The sequence below is a fragment of the Kocuria sp. HSID16901 genome (assembly GCF_003989425.1).
Classification (GTDB): Bacteria; Actinomycetota; Actinomycetes; order Actinomycetales; family Micrococcaceae; genus Rothia; species Rothia massiliensis.
In genome coordinates this window covers 388,337-406,050 of sequence record NZ_RBLM01000001.1, presented here as the reverse complement: position 1 = coordinate 406,050, position 17,714 = coordinate 388,337, and the positions used below count along the sequence as shown (strand labels likewise).

Genomic DNA, 17,714 nt, shown 5'->3' with positions numbered 1-17,714 from the left:
CCGGCCGATCCTGAACGACGGCGGATCTTGCTTCCGCGCCCTGAGGTACTGCAACTGGTCCAAACTGATCCCCATTACGGACGCGCACTCGACCGAGTCCATGACCCCGAAAACGTTGTCCGCGCCCATGAACTACGCCGCCCTCTTCGCATGTATGTCCGTGTGGTTTACAGTGACCGGTTTGAGCAAAAAAAGGGAAGCCGTGGGGACCCCCAGAGCCTTTGCGATCTTGCGAGCCGTGTCGGCTGAGCACTGCGTCCGGTAGCCACCGGCAAGGTTTCCCACGGATGCAGCCGAGACCCCGGCCAGAGTGGCCGTTTTTCGTCGACTAAACCCGTGGAAATCCATTGCGTTGCGGAGCGCCTGCCGATTGACTTCGGCTACAAAGTGGGTGACCTGCTCCACCATCTACCCCTTTCGTTCTGTATTGCTGTATGCCATACAGTACTACATGTGCACACGTTTGTACACGCGCAGTCACTTATCTGCCTTAACTCCCCTGCCCTGCCGGAATTACAGCGGTGTTCTTTGTGTACGGCACACGCACACGTACTATTGTCTTGCCTTGAAATCTCGCGGAAAGTGAAGCCATGAGCTACCTGTCGGACGCCCTCCAAAAGGCGAACCGTAACAATTGGTCATACAGACGCATCGAGCAGGAGGCAAACAAACATGGCTACACACTGAGCTTCACCACCGTCGGCAAGTACATGCGCGGCAACCACCCCGAAAAACCCGGGTTGGATGTCATCCAAGCTTTCGCGGCGGCGCTGGGAGTATCTGAAAACGAACTACTCAAAGCTGCCGGTAACCCCGAGCTCAAGGATCCCTTCGTCCTGCCAGAAGAAGCCGCAGCCCTCGATCGACGAGAACGCGAGTCGGTGCTCAATATGATCGATGTGATCATCCGAGCCAAGCAACTGCGACGGATGCCCGGCACCGCTGGTCGGGAATACGAAGACGCAGCCGCTACCCAGCTGCCCAGCCGTTTACACCCGGAGTTAGATAATCTCGACGCCGCCGCGTACGAGAACGCAGACCCGGAATGGAAGCACCGTCGCGCCGCCGAACGGGCGCGTGGCGAAGAAACCCAAGAGACCCCCTACGACGGCGCGTAGACGCCGTCTGAACCACACGCCCAAAAGATTGGAATAGTCACAGAAAGACACTCACCGTGGGCTCTTTTTCCGTCATCGGAGGATCAGTGATGGTCCTTTTGGCAGCTGGCACCTTCTTGCTGATCCGGCGGACCAAACGAAGCGGCCACAAGAACCGCCCACCGACGACGCCTAAACGTCGCCACATCCAGAAAGACACCACCATGAAACGCTCGCACCTACCCATATACCTCGCCCCATTAGCGCTCATAGCACTGTCCGGGTGCGGAAACACCAACACCAACAGCGCCCCCGCATCGAGCCAAGCTAGCCCTGCCTCGTCGTCGACTTCAAAAGGCAACGATGACGACTTCAAGGTGAAGTTCATCGCCGACGTCAACACCAAGGCACACGTCACAGTGACCACAGACTCGAGCACAAACTCCTACGACACCTCCGGACATTGGGAGAAGGCCCTCACGATCAAAGGATCAGATCACCCCTCCATGACAGTGGAAGCTACCGGCGGTCAGGACACGAAGCTCTCGTGCGAGTTGAACGTCGACGGCAAGACGTGGGACACCAACAGCGCCGAAGGTAACTCGGCCAATGTCCGGTGTGAACCGAAGGCGGCGAACTAATGATTCTTTCGGAGATGATGCGTCTCAAGCGCGAGAAGTCCTCCATCGGGTGGAACGCCCTGGAAGCGAAGCACGGGGCGCCGAAAAACTCGTTTCAACGGCTCGCTACCGGTGTGAAGGTGTTTCCCACCGTCGTGGTGATCGAGAAAGCCGCGGTGTTCTTGCAGACCTCCACCGCCAAGGTGGTCTTGGCCGCCGCGGAAGAGCTTGGTCTCTACACCCCAGAGACCGACGGTAAGCTTTCCACCTCCGTGGCCGAGAGCTCCAGCGAGATCGAGTGGGCCTTAAGCGACCTCGTGACCGCCATCCGACGAGAATCCACAGGCCGTTCTTAACCTGTCAGACCCTGGGATTACCCTATGACCCCATGAATAGTTCAAATTTTGATCCATGGGAGCATCTACCACCAGGACTCACCATCGAGCGTGTACCCCTCGAGCATTGCCCGGGGTACACGCTCGACGACACGATCTGGTTAGACGATTCACTCACCCACGTGGAACAACGTTGCACGCTCACACACGAACTCGTCCACCACGCCCGCGGCCACAGTGGCCACCAGAAAGCCGGCGTCGAGCGAAAAGTCCGATACGAGACCGCGCTTCTGCTGCTACCGACCATCGACTACCACGAACCAGACCTACCCGTCTGGTTCATGGCTGAAGAATATGGCGTCACCGAAGCAGTGATGAGAGACCGTCTGAAAATCGAACAACACCGTCATAAGCAACAGACACGCAAGACTCAAGCTGGCACCAATCATCGGGACGCCGACAACCCACAAAACCAAAAAGAACAATGAGCGTCAAACAACGACCGAACGGAAAATGGCGAGCACGATATAGGGACGAAACCGGCCGTGAGTACGCCCGCCACTTTGCCACCAAACGCGAAGCCGTCGCCTGGGAAGCCGAGAAAATATCCTCCGTCGCACGAGGTACCCATATGGCTCCCGCCGGGGGCCGTAAGACCCTCCGCGAATATGCCGAAACAACGTACCTGCCCAGGTTAGAAATCAACCGGAACACGGAAAGAAACTACAAGTCCGCGATCGACAAGTGCCCGTTCGTTGACCTTCCGCTGAACAGGATCACGCGGCAGCATGTCCAAGACTGGATCGTGACCCTTAGAACAGGACCGGTGCCCTTAAAATCCTCGACCATCAGGATGTACACCGGGAAAATTGGAGCCATACTCAACGCCGCAACCATCGACCGGCTCATACCCTTCAACCCATATAAGGGTGTCAAGCTCCCAAAGATTCAGAAGGAACCATGGGACACCCAGATTCCTTTGGTGAAGCACGTGAAATCTATGTTGGAGCGTTCCCATGAGCCCTACACGTCGATGCTAGCTTCCGCATCTTTTGCCGGCCTCCGATCCGGGGAAATACTCGGACTTCAACCCATTGACTTACGAGGTCCGTCAACGATTCGTGTTTCCCGACAAGTGAGCATCTCCAGAGTCATGCTTCCGCCCACCGCCCCTAAGTACGGCTCGGTTCGTGATGCGACGGCACCGGCTGATCTCATACGACTTCTACGGAAACAGGCCGAAAGAGTAGGGGCGGGCCCGACCGACTGGATATTTCCGGGGGTAAAACCTGGCTGCCACATGTCATACCCATCGTTCTACGACGCGATGCGTGAGGCCACCAAAGATTGGCCGGAGCAGATGCGACACCCCCATGCTCTCCGTCATTTCTATGCCTCCGCACTGATCGCGGCCAAGTGCGACGTCGTGACAGTTTCCAAGTCGTTGGGGCACGCGAACCCGTCAATGACATTGGATGTGTATTCGCACCTGTGGGAGACATCGGTCGATGACGTGGTGAATGCGGCATCCGAACTCATGAACCTTGCTTTACCACCCGCCGGATAGTCCGCATTGAGTCCGCACGTCACCCACAGACACCCACAACTACCCACGGTTCGCGAGTGTGTATATCCATGCAAAATAGGGGCACCCACAGGTAGTCACAGGTAGCCCGCCCACGTCAAAGGCTTCGCCCGCGAATCTATGACGCGATTCTAGAGGCGGTCCCGATCTCTCCATACTGATTCACCGTTCGTGACGGCCGGTTGCTGAACAACCACGTAATTCTGGGTCTTGACGCCGGCGGCCTGCGCTTCAGTCGACGTCATGACGCCGAAGCCGGCAACGGCCAACATGGTGGTAGCTCCGACGCTCGCGAGCATGCAGCGTAGTCGCGGCCGGCGACGGGAAGCCCCCGAGCGAGGCGTTTCCCCCGGACCGGGCAGTGAGGATGAGGCGGGCTTGAAGTTCTTGGTGTGTGTCGTCATGGTTTAAATGCTGCGCGCCCTGGCTATGTTGCGGCTGTGTTCCTCACAGCGCCTTGCTGTGGATTACCATCACCGTTTTCCCCTCATTCTCCCCGTGAGATCAATTCTGGAAACACGCAGTCCCGAGTCAACGGCGCAAGATCGTCCATGCCGAGTCCGTCCCGGGGCACGATCCATCGCAATTCTTCGATTTCCGCTTGGGGATGGACTAAGCGCTGACGCAAGGCCACGGCCGATTCGGGCCACCGGTACACGTAGCCGGTCAGCCCAAATCCCGATTCATTGGCCGCCGTGGTATCCCAGGTACCCAGAAAATCCAGATCCTCCGCCGACACCTGAAGTCCCAGTTCTTCGCCCACCTCGCGGACAGCGGCCTCCCGTGGCTCCTCCCCCGGCTCGAGCTTACCTCCGGGGAACATGAAGAAGCGGGTATCGCGTTTGCGAACGGTCAAAACCATCCCCTCGGCGTCGGCAAGGACTACGGCGGCAACGGTGAGATGAGGCATGAGTCGACCCTATTCGGTTTCCCGAATGCTCTGCCATCGTGACGCGTAATAGCCGCCCACACCCAGGGATGAGACAGGCTCGTCCGGTATATTGACGAGAGGAAATAACCCTCGAGATGAAGCAGGGAGCACGCCTAAGCGTATGTCCAAGATTATTTACACCCAGACCGACGAAGCACCGTTGCTGGCCACCTATTCGTTCAAGCCCATCGTGGAGGCCTACGCCAAAACGGCCGGCGTCGACGTCGAGACGCGCGATATCTCGTTGGCGGGACGCATCATCTCGCAGTTCAACGATGTACTGCCTGAGGAACAGCGCGTCGCCGATGCGTTGAAGGAACTCGGCGAATTGGCGAAGACTCCCGAGGCCAACATCATCAAATTGCCGAATATCTCGGCCTCGGTGCCGCAGCTCAAGGCCGCCATTAAGGAACTTCAGGCCGCCGGGTACGACCTTCCGGACTACCCCGACGAGGTCAAGAACGACCAGGACGCCGACGTCCGTGAGCGTTACGACCGAGTGAAGGGCTCCGCCGTCAACCCCGTGCTTCGTGAGGGCAATTCGGACCGTCGTGCGCCGCAGTCGGTCAAGAATTACGCCCGGAAGAACCCGCACACCATGGGCGCCTGGTCCTCGGATTCGAAGACCAACGTGGCCACCATGTCGGACCACGACTTCAAGTCCAACGAGCAGTCCGTGATTCTGCCCGCCGACGATTCCTTGACGATCCGCTTCACCGCTGCCGACGGGAGCCAGAAGGTCCTCAAGGACGGCCTCAAGGTTCTCCAGAACGAAATCGTCGACGCGACCGTCATGAGTGCCGCAGCGCTGGACAAGTTCTTGGCGGAACAGGTCGAGCGGGCTCGCAAGGAAGGTGTGCTGTTCTCGGTGCACCTGAAGGCGACCATGATGAAGGTCTCTGACCCGGTGCTGTTCGGCCACGCGGTCAAGGCGTACTTCTCCGACGTCTTCGAAACCTATGGGGACAAGCTGGCTGAGGCTGGTCTTTCCCCCAATAATGGCCTCGCTTCGATCTTGAACGGGTTGGATCTGCTGGACGAGGAAACCGCCAACGGTGTCAAGGAAGGCATCGAGCGCGGTCTCGAAAACGGCCCCTCCCTCGCCATGGTCGACTCCCGCAAGGGCATCACCAATTTGCACGTCCCGTCCGACGTCATCGTGGACGCCTCGATGCCCGCCATGATCCGGACCTCCGGTCACATGTGGGGCTCGGACGACGAAGAACATGACACCCTCGCGGTTCTTCCCGACTCCTCCTATGCCGGGGTCTACCAGACCGTGATCGAGGATTGCCGGGCCCACGGTGCCTTCGATCCGACGACCATGGGTTCGGTTCCGAACGTCGGGCTCATGGCTCAGAAGGCCGAGGAATACGGATCGCACGACAAAACCTTCGAGATCGAGGGCCAAGGCGTCGTCGAGGTTCTGAACTCAGCCGGCGACGTCCTCATGTCCCACGACGTCGAGCAGGGCGATATCTGGCGCGCTTGCCAGACCAAGGATGTCCCGGTTCGCGACTGGGTGAAGTTGGCGGTACGTCGAGCCCGCGAATCCGGCGCTCCGACCGTTTTCTGGTTGGATCCGGAGCGTGCCCACGACACCAACTTGATCGCCAAGGTCGAGGAATACCTGAAGGACGAGGATACCGAGGGGCTTGACCTCCGAATCCTCTCCCCCATTGAGGCCACTCAGTTCTCACTCGATCGGATTCGTCAGGGCCTGGACACCATCTCGGTGACCGGTAACGTGTTGCGCGATTACCTGACCGATCTGTTCCCCATCCTGGAACTGGGCACCTCGGCGAAGATGCTCTCGATCGTTCCGCTCATCAATGGTGGCGGGCTGTTCGAGACCGGTGCCGGCGGTTCGGCGCCGAAGCACGTTCAGCAGCTCGTCGAAGAGAACCACCTGCGGTGGGATTCGCTCGGTGAGTTCCTGGCGCTTTCGGCTTCCTTCGAGCACCTGGCGAACACCACCAAGAATGATCGCGCGCAGATTCTTGCGGATACGCTCGACGCCGCGACGGGCAAGTTCTTGGAAGAGAACAAGTCCCCGTCCCGAAAGGTCGGCGAGATCGACAACCGTGGCAGCCACTTCTACTTGGCTAGCTACTGGGCCGAAGAACTCGCGCATCAGACTCGTGACGAAGAGCTGGCGAAACTCTTCGCCGGAATCGCCGAGGAATTGGCCTCGAACGAGAACACGATCGCCGAAGAGCTTCTGGCGGTCCAGGGATCGTCGGTGGACCTGGGTGGTTACTACCGTCCGCGCGATGAAAAGGCTGAGCCGGTCATGCGGCCGTCGGAAACCTTCAATGGAATCCTGGCGTCGTTGACCCGGTAATTCTTCGCTTCGGCGATTTTTCACAGACAGAGGGCCTCGGATCATTTGATCCGAGGCCCTCTGCTCTGTCCGGAGATGACAACGTTGGGTGTACGTGCCGTGCTGCTCCGATATGCCCATAAAAAAGTGCCCCGGCCGCCGCATTGATGCAGTGGCCGGGGCACGAGGCTTCATCGAGCCATGATCGAGTTAGCGGCGGTTGCCGTTCTCGTCGATCTCGATTTCTTCCTTACGGACCTCGCCGGAAACGCTTTCGGTTTCCTGGCGGGCTTCCTTGTTCAAGGAAACACGCTCGGTGGCGACGGTCTCGGTGGTGACGACGGGACGCTCTTCGTAGGCGGTCACGGTGACGTCTTCGTCCTGGCCGAACTCGACGTTCTGACCGGCCTGGCGGGCCTCGGCGGAATCCGGGTCGATCTTGGTGCGCTCAACCTGAACTTCCTCGTGACGAACCGGAACCTCAACGGTCTCGGTATCCGTGGTCACGTGCTTGCGCAGACGGACCTGGCCGGCCTCGCGGCGCTCGGTCTGTCCGGTCGCGCGCAAGCGCTCTTCGTGAGCGACGACGTCGTTGTCGGCGGCAGCAGCCTGGTCCGCGTTGGTGCGGCCCTGCTGGTCCGCGGTCTCGCCGGGGCTGGCCTGCGTGCCCTGGGCATGACGACCGGTACCGGCCTGCACGTTCTCGTCGCGACGGCCGGCGGTTCCGGCTGCCGTGCCCGCTGCGGCGGTGCCAGCGGCGGTTCCGGCGGCAGCGTTACCGTCGTGACGCTCCTGGCCGGCGTTACCGCCCTGGCCCGATGTCGAACGATCCAACGAGTAGTACTCGTAGATGCGCTGTTCTTCCTCGGGGCTCAACGAACCGTCGTCGTCGATGTTCGGAGCGTCCTTGACGAAGTCCTTGTCGAAGGGAACCGTGATGCCGTCATCGGTGGCCTTGGCCTTGTTGAGCGGAACAAAAGTTTCCTTGGATCCGAACAATCCGGTGTTGACCGTTGCGAAGGTGGGTTCGTTGGTCTGGTCATCGAGGTAGATCTCGCCGACCTTACCGATCTTGTCGCCGTTGTTGCTGAATACGGTGCTGTTACGCAGGGACTCAATGTTCTGGTTATTAGTCATGGTCCTACTTCCTGATTGTCGATCCACATTAGTTCACAATCTAATTTTCGAAACCAATAATTGGATTCGATTTGTTTTTGCAGTCTAACCTTTTCGAGTTCAGAGGGTCAACGGTATACATTTCCCCTCTCGGCGTAATTGAGATCGAGGCAAATTTAGAACAAAGTTGCATACAGTTCATGCGCCTGCAATTGACGGTTCACGTGGCTTGATGCAGGGCCGCACTGCTGCCGCCATCCAGCCTCTCCAAGCGGAACCTCCGAGGAATTTCAGGGATTTATGCCAGGTCACACGGTACGGGGATTGGCGTGGCACCCAACAACGAAAGTGCATTCGCCGAGATTGCAGAAAGGTGAAAATAAAATAAAAATCCCACCTGTCGATGTTTCGACAGGTGGGATGAGCTCGCAATACTGCTCCGGCGTCAGTTCTCTTTCTGCGAGCTCGACGAACCGGCCGGGGCAAGTGACTGAACATCGGCTTCCATGAGCGGTACGCTCTTGGACCGAGTCACGAGCTTGTGTCCGAACCAGATCGCGAGGAATACGGGCAACCCAATGTACGAGGTCAGCACCTCGACCAGTTGTCCCTTAAACACTGCCTCGTAGTTTTGCCCCAAAATCACGATGATGCACAGGACAAACGCGATGATTGGCCCCAAGGGGAACAGCGGTGCCTTATAGGGGAGGTCCTTGAGGTCGTACCCCTGTGCCACGTAGGCACGGCGGAACCTGAAGTGGCATACGGCGATGCCTACCCACACGATGAATCCCGACAAACCGGAAATGTTGACCAACCAGGTGTACCCCGCACCTTGCCCCACAATCGCCGTAATGAACCCGGCGAGGCCGACGCAGGCCGTCGCGATCAAGGCCGGCATGGGGATGCCTCGCTTATTGACTCGCGCGAAGATCTTGGGCGCCTTTCCTTCCAACGCTAGGGACAACAGCATGCGGGTTGACGCGTAGAGGCCTGAATTACCTGCTGAAAGAATCGCCGTCAAAATCACGGCATTCATGAGAGACGCCGCGAAGGCCACGCCGGCCCTCTCAAACACCAAGGTGAAGGGCGAGAAGGCGATATCGGTTTCGCTGTTGCGCAGGAGGTTGGGATCGGTATACGGAACCAAGAAACCGATGACGGTGATGGCGCCGATGTAGAACAACATGATGCGCCAGAACACGGAGCGCAGGGCCTTGGGAACGTCCCGACGCGGATTCTCGGCCTCGCCCGCGGCAACACCGATCATTTCGGTTCCCTGGAAGGAGAACCCAGCGATCATGAACACCGAAATGATCGAGATGAATCCGCCGTTGAAGGGTGCGTCCCCGGTGGTCCAGTTAGATACGCCCGGGGCCTTCCCACCGAAGATCCCCAGAATCATCAAAAGGCCCGCAACCAAGAACAAGACGACGGCGGCGACTTTAATCGCGGCCAGCCAGAACTCGCCTTCACCGTAGGCCCGCGCAGACAACGCGTTGAGGCCCGTCAGGAGAACCAAGAAGACGGCGGCCCATACCCAACCTGGAACGTCCGGCAACCAGAAGGACATGATGAGTCCGGCGGCAACGAGCTCCGCGGCAACCGTGATCGCCCAGTTGAACCAATAATTCCACCCCATGGCAAAGCCAAACGAGGGGCTCACGAATCGCGTGGCGTACGTCTGGAAGGAGCCGGCTAACGGCAGATGCGCGGCCATCTCTCCCAAAGATTGCATGAGCAGAAGGACCATGATGCCGATGACGACGTACGCCGCGAGCGCTCCGCCTGGCCCGGCGTTGGCAATGGTTCCGCCAGATGCAACGAAGAGTCCTGTACCGATGGCGCCGCCGATGGCAATCATCTGCATGTGCCGGTTCCGGAGACCCCGCTTGAGTCCTTCGTCGGTCAGGGCCTGCGGCTTGATTTGTGAAGACACGGTTCTCCCGATGGATTGAGCATCTAAATTCAGTTCAGGCTACCACCGCTACGGCCCTTGTTAACGCGGAATCAAGGGCAGCCAACCGCGCCCCACCACATTGCCGGCCACTGTCCCATCGCGCCGGAAGCCGGGCCGCCGTCATCGGGCACAACAGAAAGAACCCACCGGATCGAGGTCTTCCCTCAACCCGGTGGGTTCCTTAACGAAACGCGAAAAGTTTAAGCCTGGGCCGCAGCGAGCGCGGCGTCGTAGTTGGGCTCCTGGCCGATTTCCGGGACCAGTTCCTGATAAGCCACGTGGCCTTCGGGGCTGATCACGACGACGGAGCGGGCGAGCAAGCCTTCCATGGGACCGTCGGTGATGCGCACCCCGTAGTCGTCGCCGAAGGTCGAACGGAATCCCGAGGCGGTGACGACGTTCTCGATGCCTTCGGCACCGCAGAAGCGTCCCAGGGCAAACGGGAGGTCGTTGGACACGCACACCACAACGGCGTTGTTCAGCGTCGAGGCCTCTTGGTTGAATTTACGCACGCTGGCCGCGCACACACCCGTGTCGACGGACGGGAAAATGTTCAGGACCACGGTCTTGCCGCGGAAATCATTTTCCGTGACCTCGCCAAGGTCGGTTCCGGCCAGAGTGAAGGCCGGCGGGGTGGTTCCCGTCTCGGGGAGGGATCCGGAGGTTTGAGTCGGATTGCCTTGGAAGGTTACTTCAGCCATGGATTTTCTCCTCTGGTCGCGTTGTTCGCTGGTGGGTGGGGATACTACTGGGTTTTTTCGGCGACTTGACGCTGAATGCGCGTCAACATACCGCTCATGCCATTGAGCCTTAGGGGGCTGACCGCTTGAGTCAGGGAAAGCCGGAGGGGAAGGTCTGCGGGAACCGCGGTGACCGTCTCAGCCGATGCACCGTCTAAGCCTTCTTGCAAGATGCCGGCAAACCCTCGCGTGGTCGGCGCCTCTGGTGGCGCTGAGAAGTACAACCGCACGGTGCCGTCTTCTTCGACCTCGGTCACCAGGAAGATCGGCGACTGACATTCGGGCACCGGTTCGAGGAGTTCGGGATGATCCTGGAACCGGGCGGGAAGGTCCGGCAGGCCCTTGCTGAATTCCAAAAGGAGCTGGAGCCTGTCCTGCGGAAGGAGGTCGGCGAAATCATCGACGATCTCCTGCAGGGCCTGCGGCAGGTCCGTGGTGGTTTCGGTCATGATGCTGCGGGAACCTCTCCGGGCTCTTCGCCCTGAACGATCGGCACGCGTACTGCGTTGCCCCACTCGGTCCAGGATCCGTCGTAATTGCGAACGTTGCGGAATCCTAGGAGGTGCTCGAGGACGAACCAGGTGTGACTGGAGCGTTCCCCGATGCGGCAGTACGCGATGATGTCTTGATCCGTGTTCAGCCCCAGCTCGTCTTGGTAGATCGTGCGGAGCTCTTCGGCGGACTTGAAGGTGCCGTCGTCGTTGGCCGCACGGGCCCACGGAACGGAATGCGCCGTGGGGATGTGGCCGCCGCGCAAGGCGCCTTCCTCCGGGTAATTCGGCATGTGAGTGCGCCGACCGGTGTATTCGTCCGCGCTCCGTACGTCGATCAGCGGGATCTCGCCCAAGGATTCGCGGACGTCGGACAGGTAGGCCCTGATGGGAGCGTCATTGCGCTCTACGACGGGGTAATCACCGGCAGCGGGGTTGGGCACCTCGGTGGTCAGCGGGCGATCTTCCTCGATCCACTTGGCGCGGCCACCGTCAAGGAGGCGAACGTCGTCGTGGCCGAACAGTGTGAAGACCCACAGCGCGTATGCGGCCCACCAGTTGGACTTATCCCCGTAGACGACGATCGTGCTGTCGCGGCTGATTCCCTTGCGGGACATCAGGTCGGCGAAGGCTTCTCCGTCGATGTAGTCACGGGTGACACTGTCGTTGAGTTCGGTGTGCCAGTCCACCTTGACGGCCCCGGGGATGTGGCCGGTTTCGTACAGCAGGACATCCTCGTCGCTCTCGACGACCACCACGCCGGGATCTTTGGCGTGCTCAGCCAGCCATTGTGTGCTGACCAATCGCTCCGGATGGGCGTACTGGGCAAACTTGGTGTTGCTTTCGGTTGGTGCTGGCACGTGACCTCCAGAGTCTCGCGGACATGTACTCGAGGGAACTTCTTCAGCCCCTCCGTTATTCCCGAATCTACCCGGTTCGGAGCGCTCGATCGTCCGCCTCCGCGGTGGGCCGAACCTCATGCACGGTCAACGGAACGTGTTGAACGTGGGCCAAAACGGCGATTTTTTGCAAACCGCCCTCCTTGGACGCAGGGGTTTACGCCCACAATGTATGGCAAAAACACCAAGAATGTGCGGTGATTTGGGGATGGCTTGGTTTCATCGGTGAGGCACCATTTCACGTTCGGGAAGGTTGTTTCCGGCATCATTACTGTGGTCCCCAAATAATGGTTGTTGACATCACATCGAATGCCATCTTTTGATGTTGCCGCGCCTCTGACCTGGTGGCACAATCATCGTTCGTGAATAACACCGCTGATTCAGCATCGAATCACATTGAACCCTCCGAGGCCGACGCCGAAGCTTCGGAGGCTAATTCGGAACAAGTTGCCGAGTCTGAAACTATGTCGATCCCCCTCGACGCGCCACGTCCCCGATCCAAGGGGATTCTGGTGATGGTCATCGCCGCCATGGGCGTCGTGTTCGGGGACATCGGAACCAGCCCCCTCTATTCGATGCAAACCGTCTTCAGTATTCACGATCACGCGATCGCACCCTCCGATCAGGATGTCCTCGGCGTGATCTCGATGGTGCTGTGGTGCCTGATCCTCATCGTGACGGTCGCATACATCGGCTTCATCATGAGGGCCCATAACCAGGGCGAAGGCGGAATCCTCTCCCTCGCCTCCTTGATTTGGCATAAGCTCGGCAAACGTTCGAGCCGTGCCGGTGCGGCGATCATTCTGGCCGTCATCGGCGCGTCCCTGTTCTACGGCGACTCGCTGATCACACCCGCGATCTCGGTGATGAGTGCCATCGAAGGTATCGAAGTTGCCGATCCAGGCTTCGGGCAGTACATCGTGCCGGTCTCCGTGGTGATTCTGACGCTCCTCTTTTTCGTCCAGCGGTGGGGCACCGGCTCGATCGGCAAAGCCTTTGGGCCCATCATGGTCGCGTGGTTCGTGGTCTTGATCGTGCTCGGACTCCCGCAGATCGTGCAGAATCCGTCCATTTTCCGCGCATTTTCGCCCACCTATGCATTTGCTTTTGCTCTGGACCGCCCGTTCGTCGCGTTCGTTGCGATGGGCGCCGTCGTTCTCGCAGTGACAGGTGTGGAAGCCCTCTACGCGGATATGGGTCATTTCGGTCGCAAGCCCATCATGCTCGCGTGGTTTTCCTTGGTCCTCCCGGCCCTGGCCATCAATTACCTTGGCCAGGGAGCAATGATTTTGCGCAAGCCTGAAACCATCGACAATCCTTTCTTCCATCTGGCGCCGAGCTGGGCGCAGCTGCCGCTGGTGGCCCTCGCGGCGGCCGCCACCGTGATCGCTTCGCAGGCCGTTATTTCCGGGGCCTTCTCGGTGTCTCGCCAAGCGACGCGACTCTCCCTGCTGCCGCGTCTTCGGGTGATTCAAACCTCTCAGGACCAAGGTGGGCAGATCTACATGCCAACCGTCAATCTGCTGCTCTTCGTGGGTGTCGTCGCACTCGTGATCGTTTTCCAGTCGTCCGGCGGCCTGGCTGCGGCCTACGGGCTCTCGGTGACCGGAACGCTGCTGCTCGAACTGTCACTCTTCCTCCTCCTGGCCCACGCGGTGTGGGGATGGTCGATCCTGCGCGTCGGCCTGTTGGCGTTCTTCGTCGGAGGGCTCGAGCTCGTTCTTTTTGGCGCGAACGTGGTCAAGGTCTTTTCGGGTGGTTGGCTCCCCCTCCTCATCGCGGGAATTTCGATCACGATCATGCTCACGTGGCGTAAGGGCTCACGGATCATGTGGGGACGGCGCGCCGAGATGGAGGGACCCATCGAGGAATTCGTGGAAAGGGTGCGGGAAACAAACGTTCGTCGCGTGCCCGGCGTCGCCGTCTATCCGCACGGCAACCCGCTCACCACTCCCCTCGCATTGCGCAACAATATGGAGTTCAACCACGTTCTCCACGAACACGCCGTCATCATCACGATGAAAAACGTCGGCGTGCCCCACGTGAGGGCCGAGGACCGCATCAGCGTCTCCGACTTGGGAGATCCCGACGACGGCATCGTGCATATTCTCTGCCGCGTCGGTTTCAACGATTCGCAGGACGTACCTCAAGCACTTCGCCTGGCCACGGGACGTTGCGGGGAACTCGATTTCGACCCCGACGAAGCGAACTACATGCTCTCGGTGTTCCGAATCGAGAAGGGCGACGACAAGTGCATGTCGCGCTGGCGCAAGGGGCTCTTCCGGTTCCTCGAGAAATTCGCGGCCAACCGTACGCATGCCTTGCATCTGCCACCCACCGGGACGACGGTCATGGGCGCGCAGGCGGAACTCTAACGGGCTGAACCGCCTCCCCGTGCGAGAAAGGTTTGCCCCCTGGGAGGCGCCGACTACTGACTGGGCCGAGCACGCTCTTTCAGGTACCGACGCGCGTGGGGCACCTCGATCAGGATCATGAGAATTCCAATGATCCACAAGGGGAATTGCACGGCCATGGCGGCCTTGAACCCGCCGAGAGAATAGGTCGATGGGGTTCCGGCTCCCATGAGGTCCAGTACCACTCCGACCATGAGAACCGTGATCAGTGCCGCGGTGAATCCGCCCATATTGGCCAAGCCGGTGGCCACGCCCCGTTGCCGCTTCGGCGCATGCGTACGCACGATGTCGAAAGCGATCATGGACAAAGGGATTCCGGCTCCCATGATGATGCCGACCAGCATGGTGAGCCAGATCGGTGCGGCACCCGGCCACGCGATCACGACAATCCACGACGCGAACATCGTCAGCACTCCCCCAAGCGCCAAGGTCACGCGATGGTCGGAGTATTTCGAGATGATCGGCCCGAAGACCAACGCCCCCACCATCGAAGCAACGATCGCGGCATCGAGCACAAGGTGCGCCTGAGCGTTGGTGTAGCCGAGACCACCAGTAAGGAACGGGGTGCCCCAGAGCAGGAGGAAACTGTCTGGGGCAAACATCGTCGAAAAATGAACCCAAAAGGCAAGTCGGATGCCCGGGCGTTTGATGAGGGACTTGATCGCCGGAAAGACTCCGCTGGAACCGGGACCGACGACGGGCAAGACCTCGGTCAAGATGATGGGGCCGGTATCCGCGAAGACGGGTGCGCTCGTCGTCGGCAATTCTTTCTGCCGACCGGTCAGGCGTTCGGCGAGCGTGCCGGCGCCTGGACCATCACGCATGACCAACGCGACGAGGATCAAGATGACGACACCGATGGCGGCAAGACTCGCAAAACCCGTCATCCACCCGAAGGCTCCAATCACGGCCGCGAGCGGGGCAACGGCCACCAGCTGACCGACCTGCCCTGCCAACCCGGTGATCTGGTTGACCACAGGCGATTGTTTCCGTGTGAACCACTCCGCAGCCAATCGCACGACCGACGTGAAAATGCAGGCATCACCGGCGCCCAATAAGATGCGGGCACCGATCGCCACCGGAATGAGATCCGTACTGGCGAGCGCAAATTGCGCCACGGACATGAGCAGTAGACCGCTCGCGATCACCCAGGACGTCCCAAAACGGTCCAGGCTCACGCCCACTGGAATCTGGCACAGCGCATAGACCACGAGCTGGAGGACGAGGAAGGACGACAAGACCGTCGCCTCCGCACCGAAGTGTTCCTGCGCGGTGGGACCCAGCGCGGAGAACGAGCTGCGGTTGATGAGGGCGAGAAGGTAGGCCGCAATGCCAACGCCCCAAATGAGCCATTTGGCGTGGAATTTCCGGGTGATCATGATCTTGAGGGTATCCCGCCGGAATACCCTCTCGTCCAGCTCAAATACAGACTGTGGATAACATTTCGTCGGCGGATTTTTCGATGGAAAATTTACTCGAGGGTACGCCGAACTCCGGGCAGCTACTTCGCGTATGCGGCCTCTGTCTATGCTGAACTCAGCCGGCGCACGCCGGTGACCGCCAGACCCAGGAGTTTCGATGAGACGGATCGACGACGAAGAACGCCGAGCGAGGCTCGCGCGCCGCCACGGCATCGCGCCGGAGCACCGACATTCCTCGCTGACCGAGGCCGTTCATGGGGTACTTGCACTTCACGCGACAGAGCCGGCGACCCCACACCTGTCCCTTCACGCACGAGTGGATGGCCTGATGAAGCAGGACGTCGAGACGGCCCTGTACAAGGATCGAACTCTGGTACGGCAGCTCGCTATGCGACGGACGCTCTTCGCTTTTCCGCGCGAGTTTGTCCCGGCGGCCCTGGGAGCGCCGTCGGCTCGGGTCGCGACCACGCAATACAAACGGTTGGTCAAGGAAATCGCCGCGACGGGCGCCATCCCCCATCCCGAAGCGTGGCTCGAATCTGCTCGTGAGGCAGTTCTTGCGTTCCTGTCGGGCGGACGCGAGCACCAACAGTCCGAGTTGAGGGCCCTGGTTCCCGAGATCTCGGGGACGATGACTGTCAACGCGGGAACCAAATATGAGGCCGAGAGCCACATTGCACCCCGCCTCGTGACCTGGATGGGGGCCGAGGGCGACATTGTTCGTGCTCACGGAGCGTCCCACTGGCGTGTTAACCGTTTTGGCTGGGCCCGCATGGACGAATGGCTAGGGTCCGTGCCGGAGCGCCCTTCCGAGCGAGATTCGTACAAGCAGTTGGTCGAGGCGTACCTCCGCGGGCATGGTCCTGCCACGGAACGCGACCTCACGTGGTGGTTCGGTTCTACCAAGTCGGCGATGCGTCGGGCGTTGGCCGACGTGGAGGCCGTGGAGGTTCAGCTCGAACGCGGAGCGACCGGTTGGGTGTTGCCCGACGACGTCGAGCCGGTCGATCCCGTCGATCCCTGGGCGGCATTGTTACCAGCGCTCGATCCGGCATCGCTGGGGTGGAAGGACCGGGATTTCTATCTTGACGCGGACTTCGCGGGCTCGGTTTACGACTGGGCTGGTAATCCCGGAACCACGGCGTGGTGGGATGGCCGAATCGTCGGTTCATTTGTTCAAGACGCCGCGGGTTCCGTCGAGCTCATCCTGGGATCAGACCCGGGACAAGTCGCACGTCGCGAGCTGGAAAACCAAGCCCGCCGTCTGGAGGAATGGCTCGACGGAGAACGCGTGACAGCGATCTACAAGGCTCCGATCACGAAGGGGCGCTGGTAGCCTGCGACTACTTTCGGGTGAGGTCCTGCGCCAGCATCACGACGATTCCGCTGGGTCCGCGCAGGTAGGTGAGCTTGTAAACGTCGCGATAATTCGCGACCCCGCGAAGTGGGAAGCACCCGTGACGTGCCGCGATTTTCAGTGATTCGTCGATGTCATCCACAGAAAAGGCGACCCGGTGCATTCCGATGTCGTTGGGCCTAGTCGGCGCGGAGGGATTGGCATCGGGGTGAATGTACTCGAATAATTCGAGTTTTCCCTCTCCGTCTGGCGTCGTCAGCAAGGCAATCTTGGCGTGATTACCGTCCAATCCCACGGCAGTATCCGCCCAATCCCCGCTGATCTCGTCCCTCCCTTCGACGCTCAGGCCGAGGTCGGTAAAGAACGCGATCGTTTGCTCAAGATTTTCGACGGCGATTCCGACATTTTCTAGGCTGATACCCACC

18 protein-coding genes are annotated in these 17,714 nt (G+C 59.9%); 8 read left to right on the top strand and 10 right to left on the bottom strand.

The features are described from left to right. Positions 1-132: 132 nt before the first annotated feature. Positions 133-348 (bottom strand): helix-turn-helix domain-containing protein, encoded by a 216-nt coding sequence (locus D8M21_RS11610; RefSeq protein WP_446720489.1) that lies wholly within the window; start codon positions 346-348, stop codon positions 133-135. Between the two features lie 242 nt (positions 349-590). On the opposite strand from D8M21_RS11610, the gene D8M21_RS01970 reads away from it, so the two are divergent. Genes D8M21_RS01970 through D8M21_RS01950 form a run of 5 tightly spaced genes read left to right on the top strand, consistent with a single transcriptional unit; the run spans position 591 to position 3,619 of the window. After that, the gene (locus D8M21_RS01970; protein ID WP_048682813.1) at positions 591-1,118 is read left to right on the top strand and encodes a hypothetical protein; all 528 of its coding nucleotides are present in this window, start codon (positions 591-593) and stop codon (positions 1,116-1,118) included. Positions 1,119-1,174: 56 nt separating this feature from the next. Further along, a complete protein-coding gene (locus tag D8M21_RS01965; protein ID WP_126855614.1) occupies positions 1,175-1,738 on the top strand; it encodes a hypothetical protein in 564 nt (187 codons plus the stop codon). Then, positions 1,738-2,073: a hypothetical protein gene (locus D8M21_RS01960; protein ID WP_048682818.1), complete on the top strand. Its 336-nt coding sequence runs from the start codon at positions 1,738-1,740 to the stop codon at positions 2,071-2,073. The genes D8M21_RS01965 and D8M21_RS01960 overlap by 1 nt, the downstream gene beginning before the upstream one ends. Before the next feature lie 32 nt (positions 2,074-2,105). Beyond that, on the top strand, positions 2,106-2,540 hold the full coding sequence (locus D8M21_RS01955) for an ImmA/IrrE family metallo-endopeptidase (protein WP_126855613.1): 435 nt from the start codon (positions 2,106-2,108) through the stop codon (positions 2,538-2,540). Further along, the gene (locus tag D8M21_RS01950) at positions 2,537-3,619 is read left to right on the top strand and encodes a tyrosine-type recombinase/integrase (RefSeq protein WP_082156860.1); all 1,083 of its coding nucleotides are present in this window, start codon (positions 2,537-2,539) and stop codon (positions 3,617-3,619) included. The genes D8M21_RS01955 and D8M21_RS01950 overlap by 4 nt, the downstream gene beginning before the upstream one ends. A gap of 149 nt (positions 3,620-3,768) precedes the next feature. On the opposite strand, the gene D8M21_RS01945 is transcribed toward D8M21_RS01950, so the two are convergent. Then, a complete protein-coding gene (locus tag D8M21_RS01945) occupies positions 3,769-4,041 on the bottom strand; it encodes a hypothetical protein (protein WP_126855612.1) in 273 nt (90 codons plus the stop codon). Between the two features lie 83 nt (positions 4,042-4,124). After that, entirely contained in the window at positions 4,125-4,547 is a 423-nt protein-coding gene (locus D8M21_RS01940) for an NUDIX hydrolase (protein WP_048682823.1), read from the bottom strand. Positions 4,548-4,689: 142 nt separating this feature from the next. Between D8M21_RS01940 and D8M21_RS01935 the strand changes: the two genes are divergently transcribed. Then, positions 4,690-6,912 carry an NADP-dependent isocitrate dehydrogenase gene (locus D8M21_RS01935; RefSeq protein WP_048682825.1) on the top strand — a complete coding sequence of 741 codons (2,223 nt, stop codon included), beginning with the start codon at positions 4,690-4,692 and terminating at the stop codon, positions 6,910-6,912. Between the two features lie 189 nt (positions 6,913-7,101). Here D8M21_RS01935 and D8M21_RS01930 read toward each other — a convergent pair whose 3' ends face one another. The 5 genes from D8M21_RS01930 to D8M21_RS01910 form a co-directional block, all read right to left on the bottom strand. Next, positions 7,102-8,028, bottom strand: coding sequence for a PRC and DUF2382 domain-containing protein (locus D8M21_RS01930; protein ID WP_048682828.1), 927 nt, complete (start codon positions 8,026-8,028; stop codon positions 7,102-7,104). A gap of 424 nt (positions 8,029-8,452) precedes the next feature. After that, the gene (locus D8M21_RS01925) at positions 8,453-9,877 is read right to left on the bottom strand and encodes an amino acid permease (protein WP_238650968.1); all 1,425 of its coding nucleotides are present in this window, start codon (positions 9,875-9,877) and stop codon (positions 8,453-8,455) included. 290 nt (positions 9,878-10,167) lie between these two features. Further along, a complete protein-coding gene (gene tpx, locus D8M21_RS01920) occupies positions 10,168-10,668 on the bottom strand; it encodes a thiol peroxidase (RefSeq protein ID WP_048682833.1) in 501 nt (166 codons plus the stop codon). A gap of 44 nt (positions 10,669-10,712) precedes the next feature. After that, entirely contained in the window at positions 10,713-11,156 is a 444-nt protein-coding gene (locus D8M21_RS01915) for a SufE family protein (protein WP_048682836.1), read from the bottom strand. Next, positions 11,153-12,058 (bottom strand): sulfurtransferase, encoded by a 906-nt coding sequence (locus tag D8M21_RS01910; RefSeq protein ID WP_048682838.1) that lies wholly within the window; start codon positions 12,056-12,058, stop codon positions 11,153-11,155. The genes D8M21_RS01915 and D8M21_RS01910 overlap by 4 nt, the downstream gene beginning before the upstream one ends. Positions 12,059-12,459: 401 nt before the next feature. Between D8M21_RS01910 and D8M21_RS01905 the strand changes: the two genes are divergently transcribed. Next, positions 12,460-14,472 carry a potassium transporter Kup gene (locus D8M21_RS01905; protein ID WP_238650920.1) on the top strand — a complete coding sequence of 671 codons (2,013 nt, stop codon included), beginning with the start codon at positions 12,460-12,462 and terminating at the stop codon, positions 14,470-14,472. Between the two features lie 53 nt (positions 14,473-14,525). On the opposite strand, the gene D8M21_RS01900 is transcribed toward D8M21_RS01905, so the two are convergent. Further along, complete coding sequence (locus D8M21_RS01900) at positions 14,526-15,890, bottom strand: MFS transporter (protein WP_048682842.1); 1,365 nt, start codon at positions 15,888-15,890, stop codon at positions 14,526-14,528. Between the two features lie 199 nt (positions 15,891-16,089). Between D8M21_RS01900 and D8M21_RS01895 the strand changes: the two genes are divergently transcribed. Next, positions 16,090-17,268, top strand: a complete 1,179-nt coding sequence (locus tag D8M21_RS01895; protein WP_048682843.1) for a winged helix DNA-binding domain-containing protein — start codon at positions 16,090-16,092, stop codon at positions 17,266-17,268. A gap of 7 nt (positions 17,269-17,275) precedes the next feature. Here D8M21_RS01895 and D8M21_RS01890 read toward each other — a convergent pair whose 3' ends face one another. After that, entirely contained in the window at positions 17,276-17,713 is a 438-nt protein-coding gene (locus tag D8M21_RS01890; protein ID WP_048682846.1) for a VOC family protein, read from the bottom strand. Between the last annotated feature and the right edge of the window lies 1 nt (position 17,714).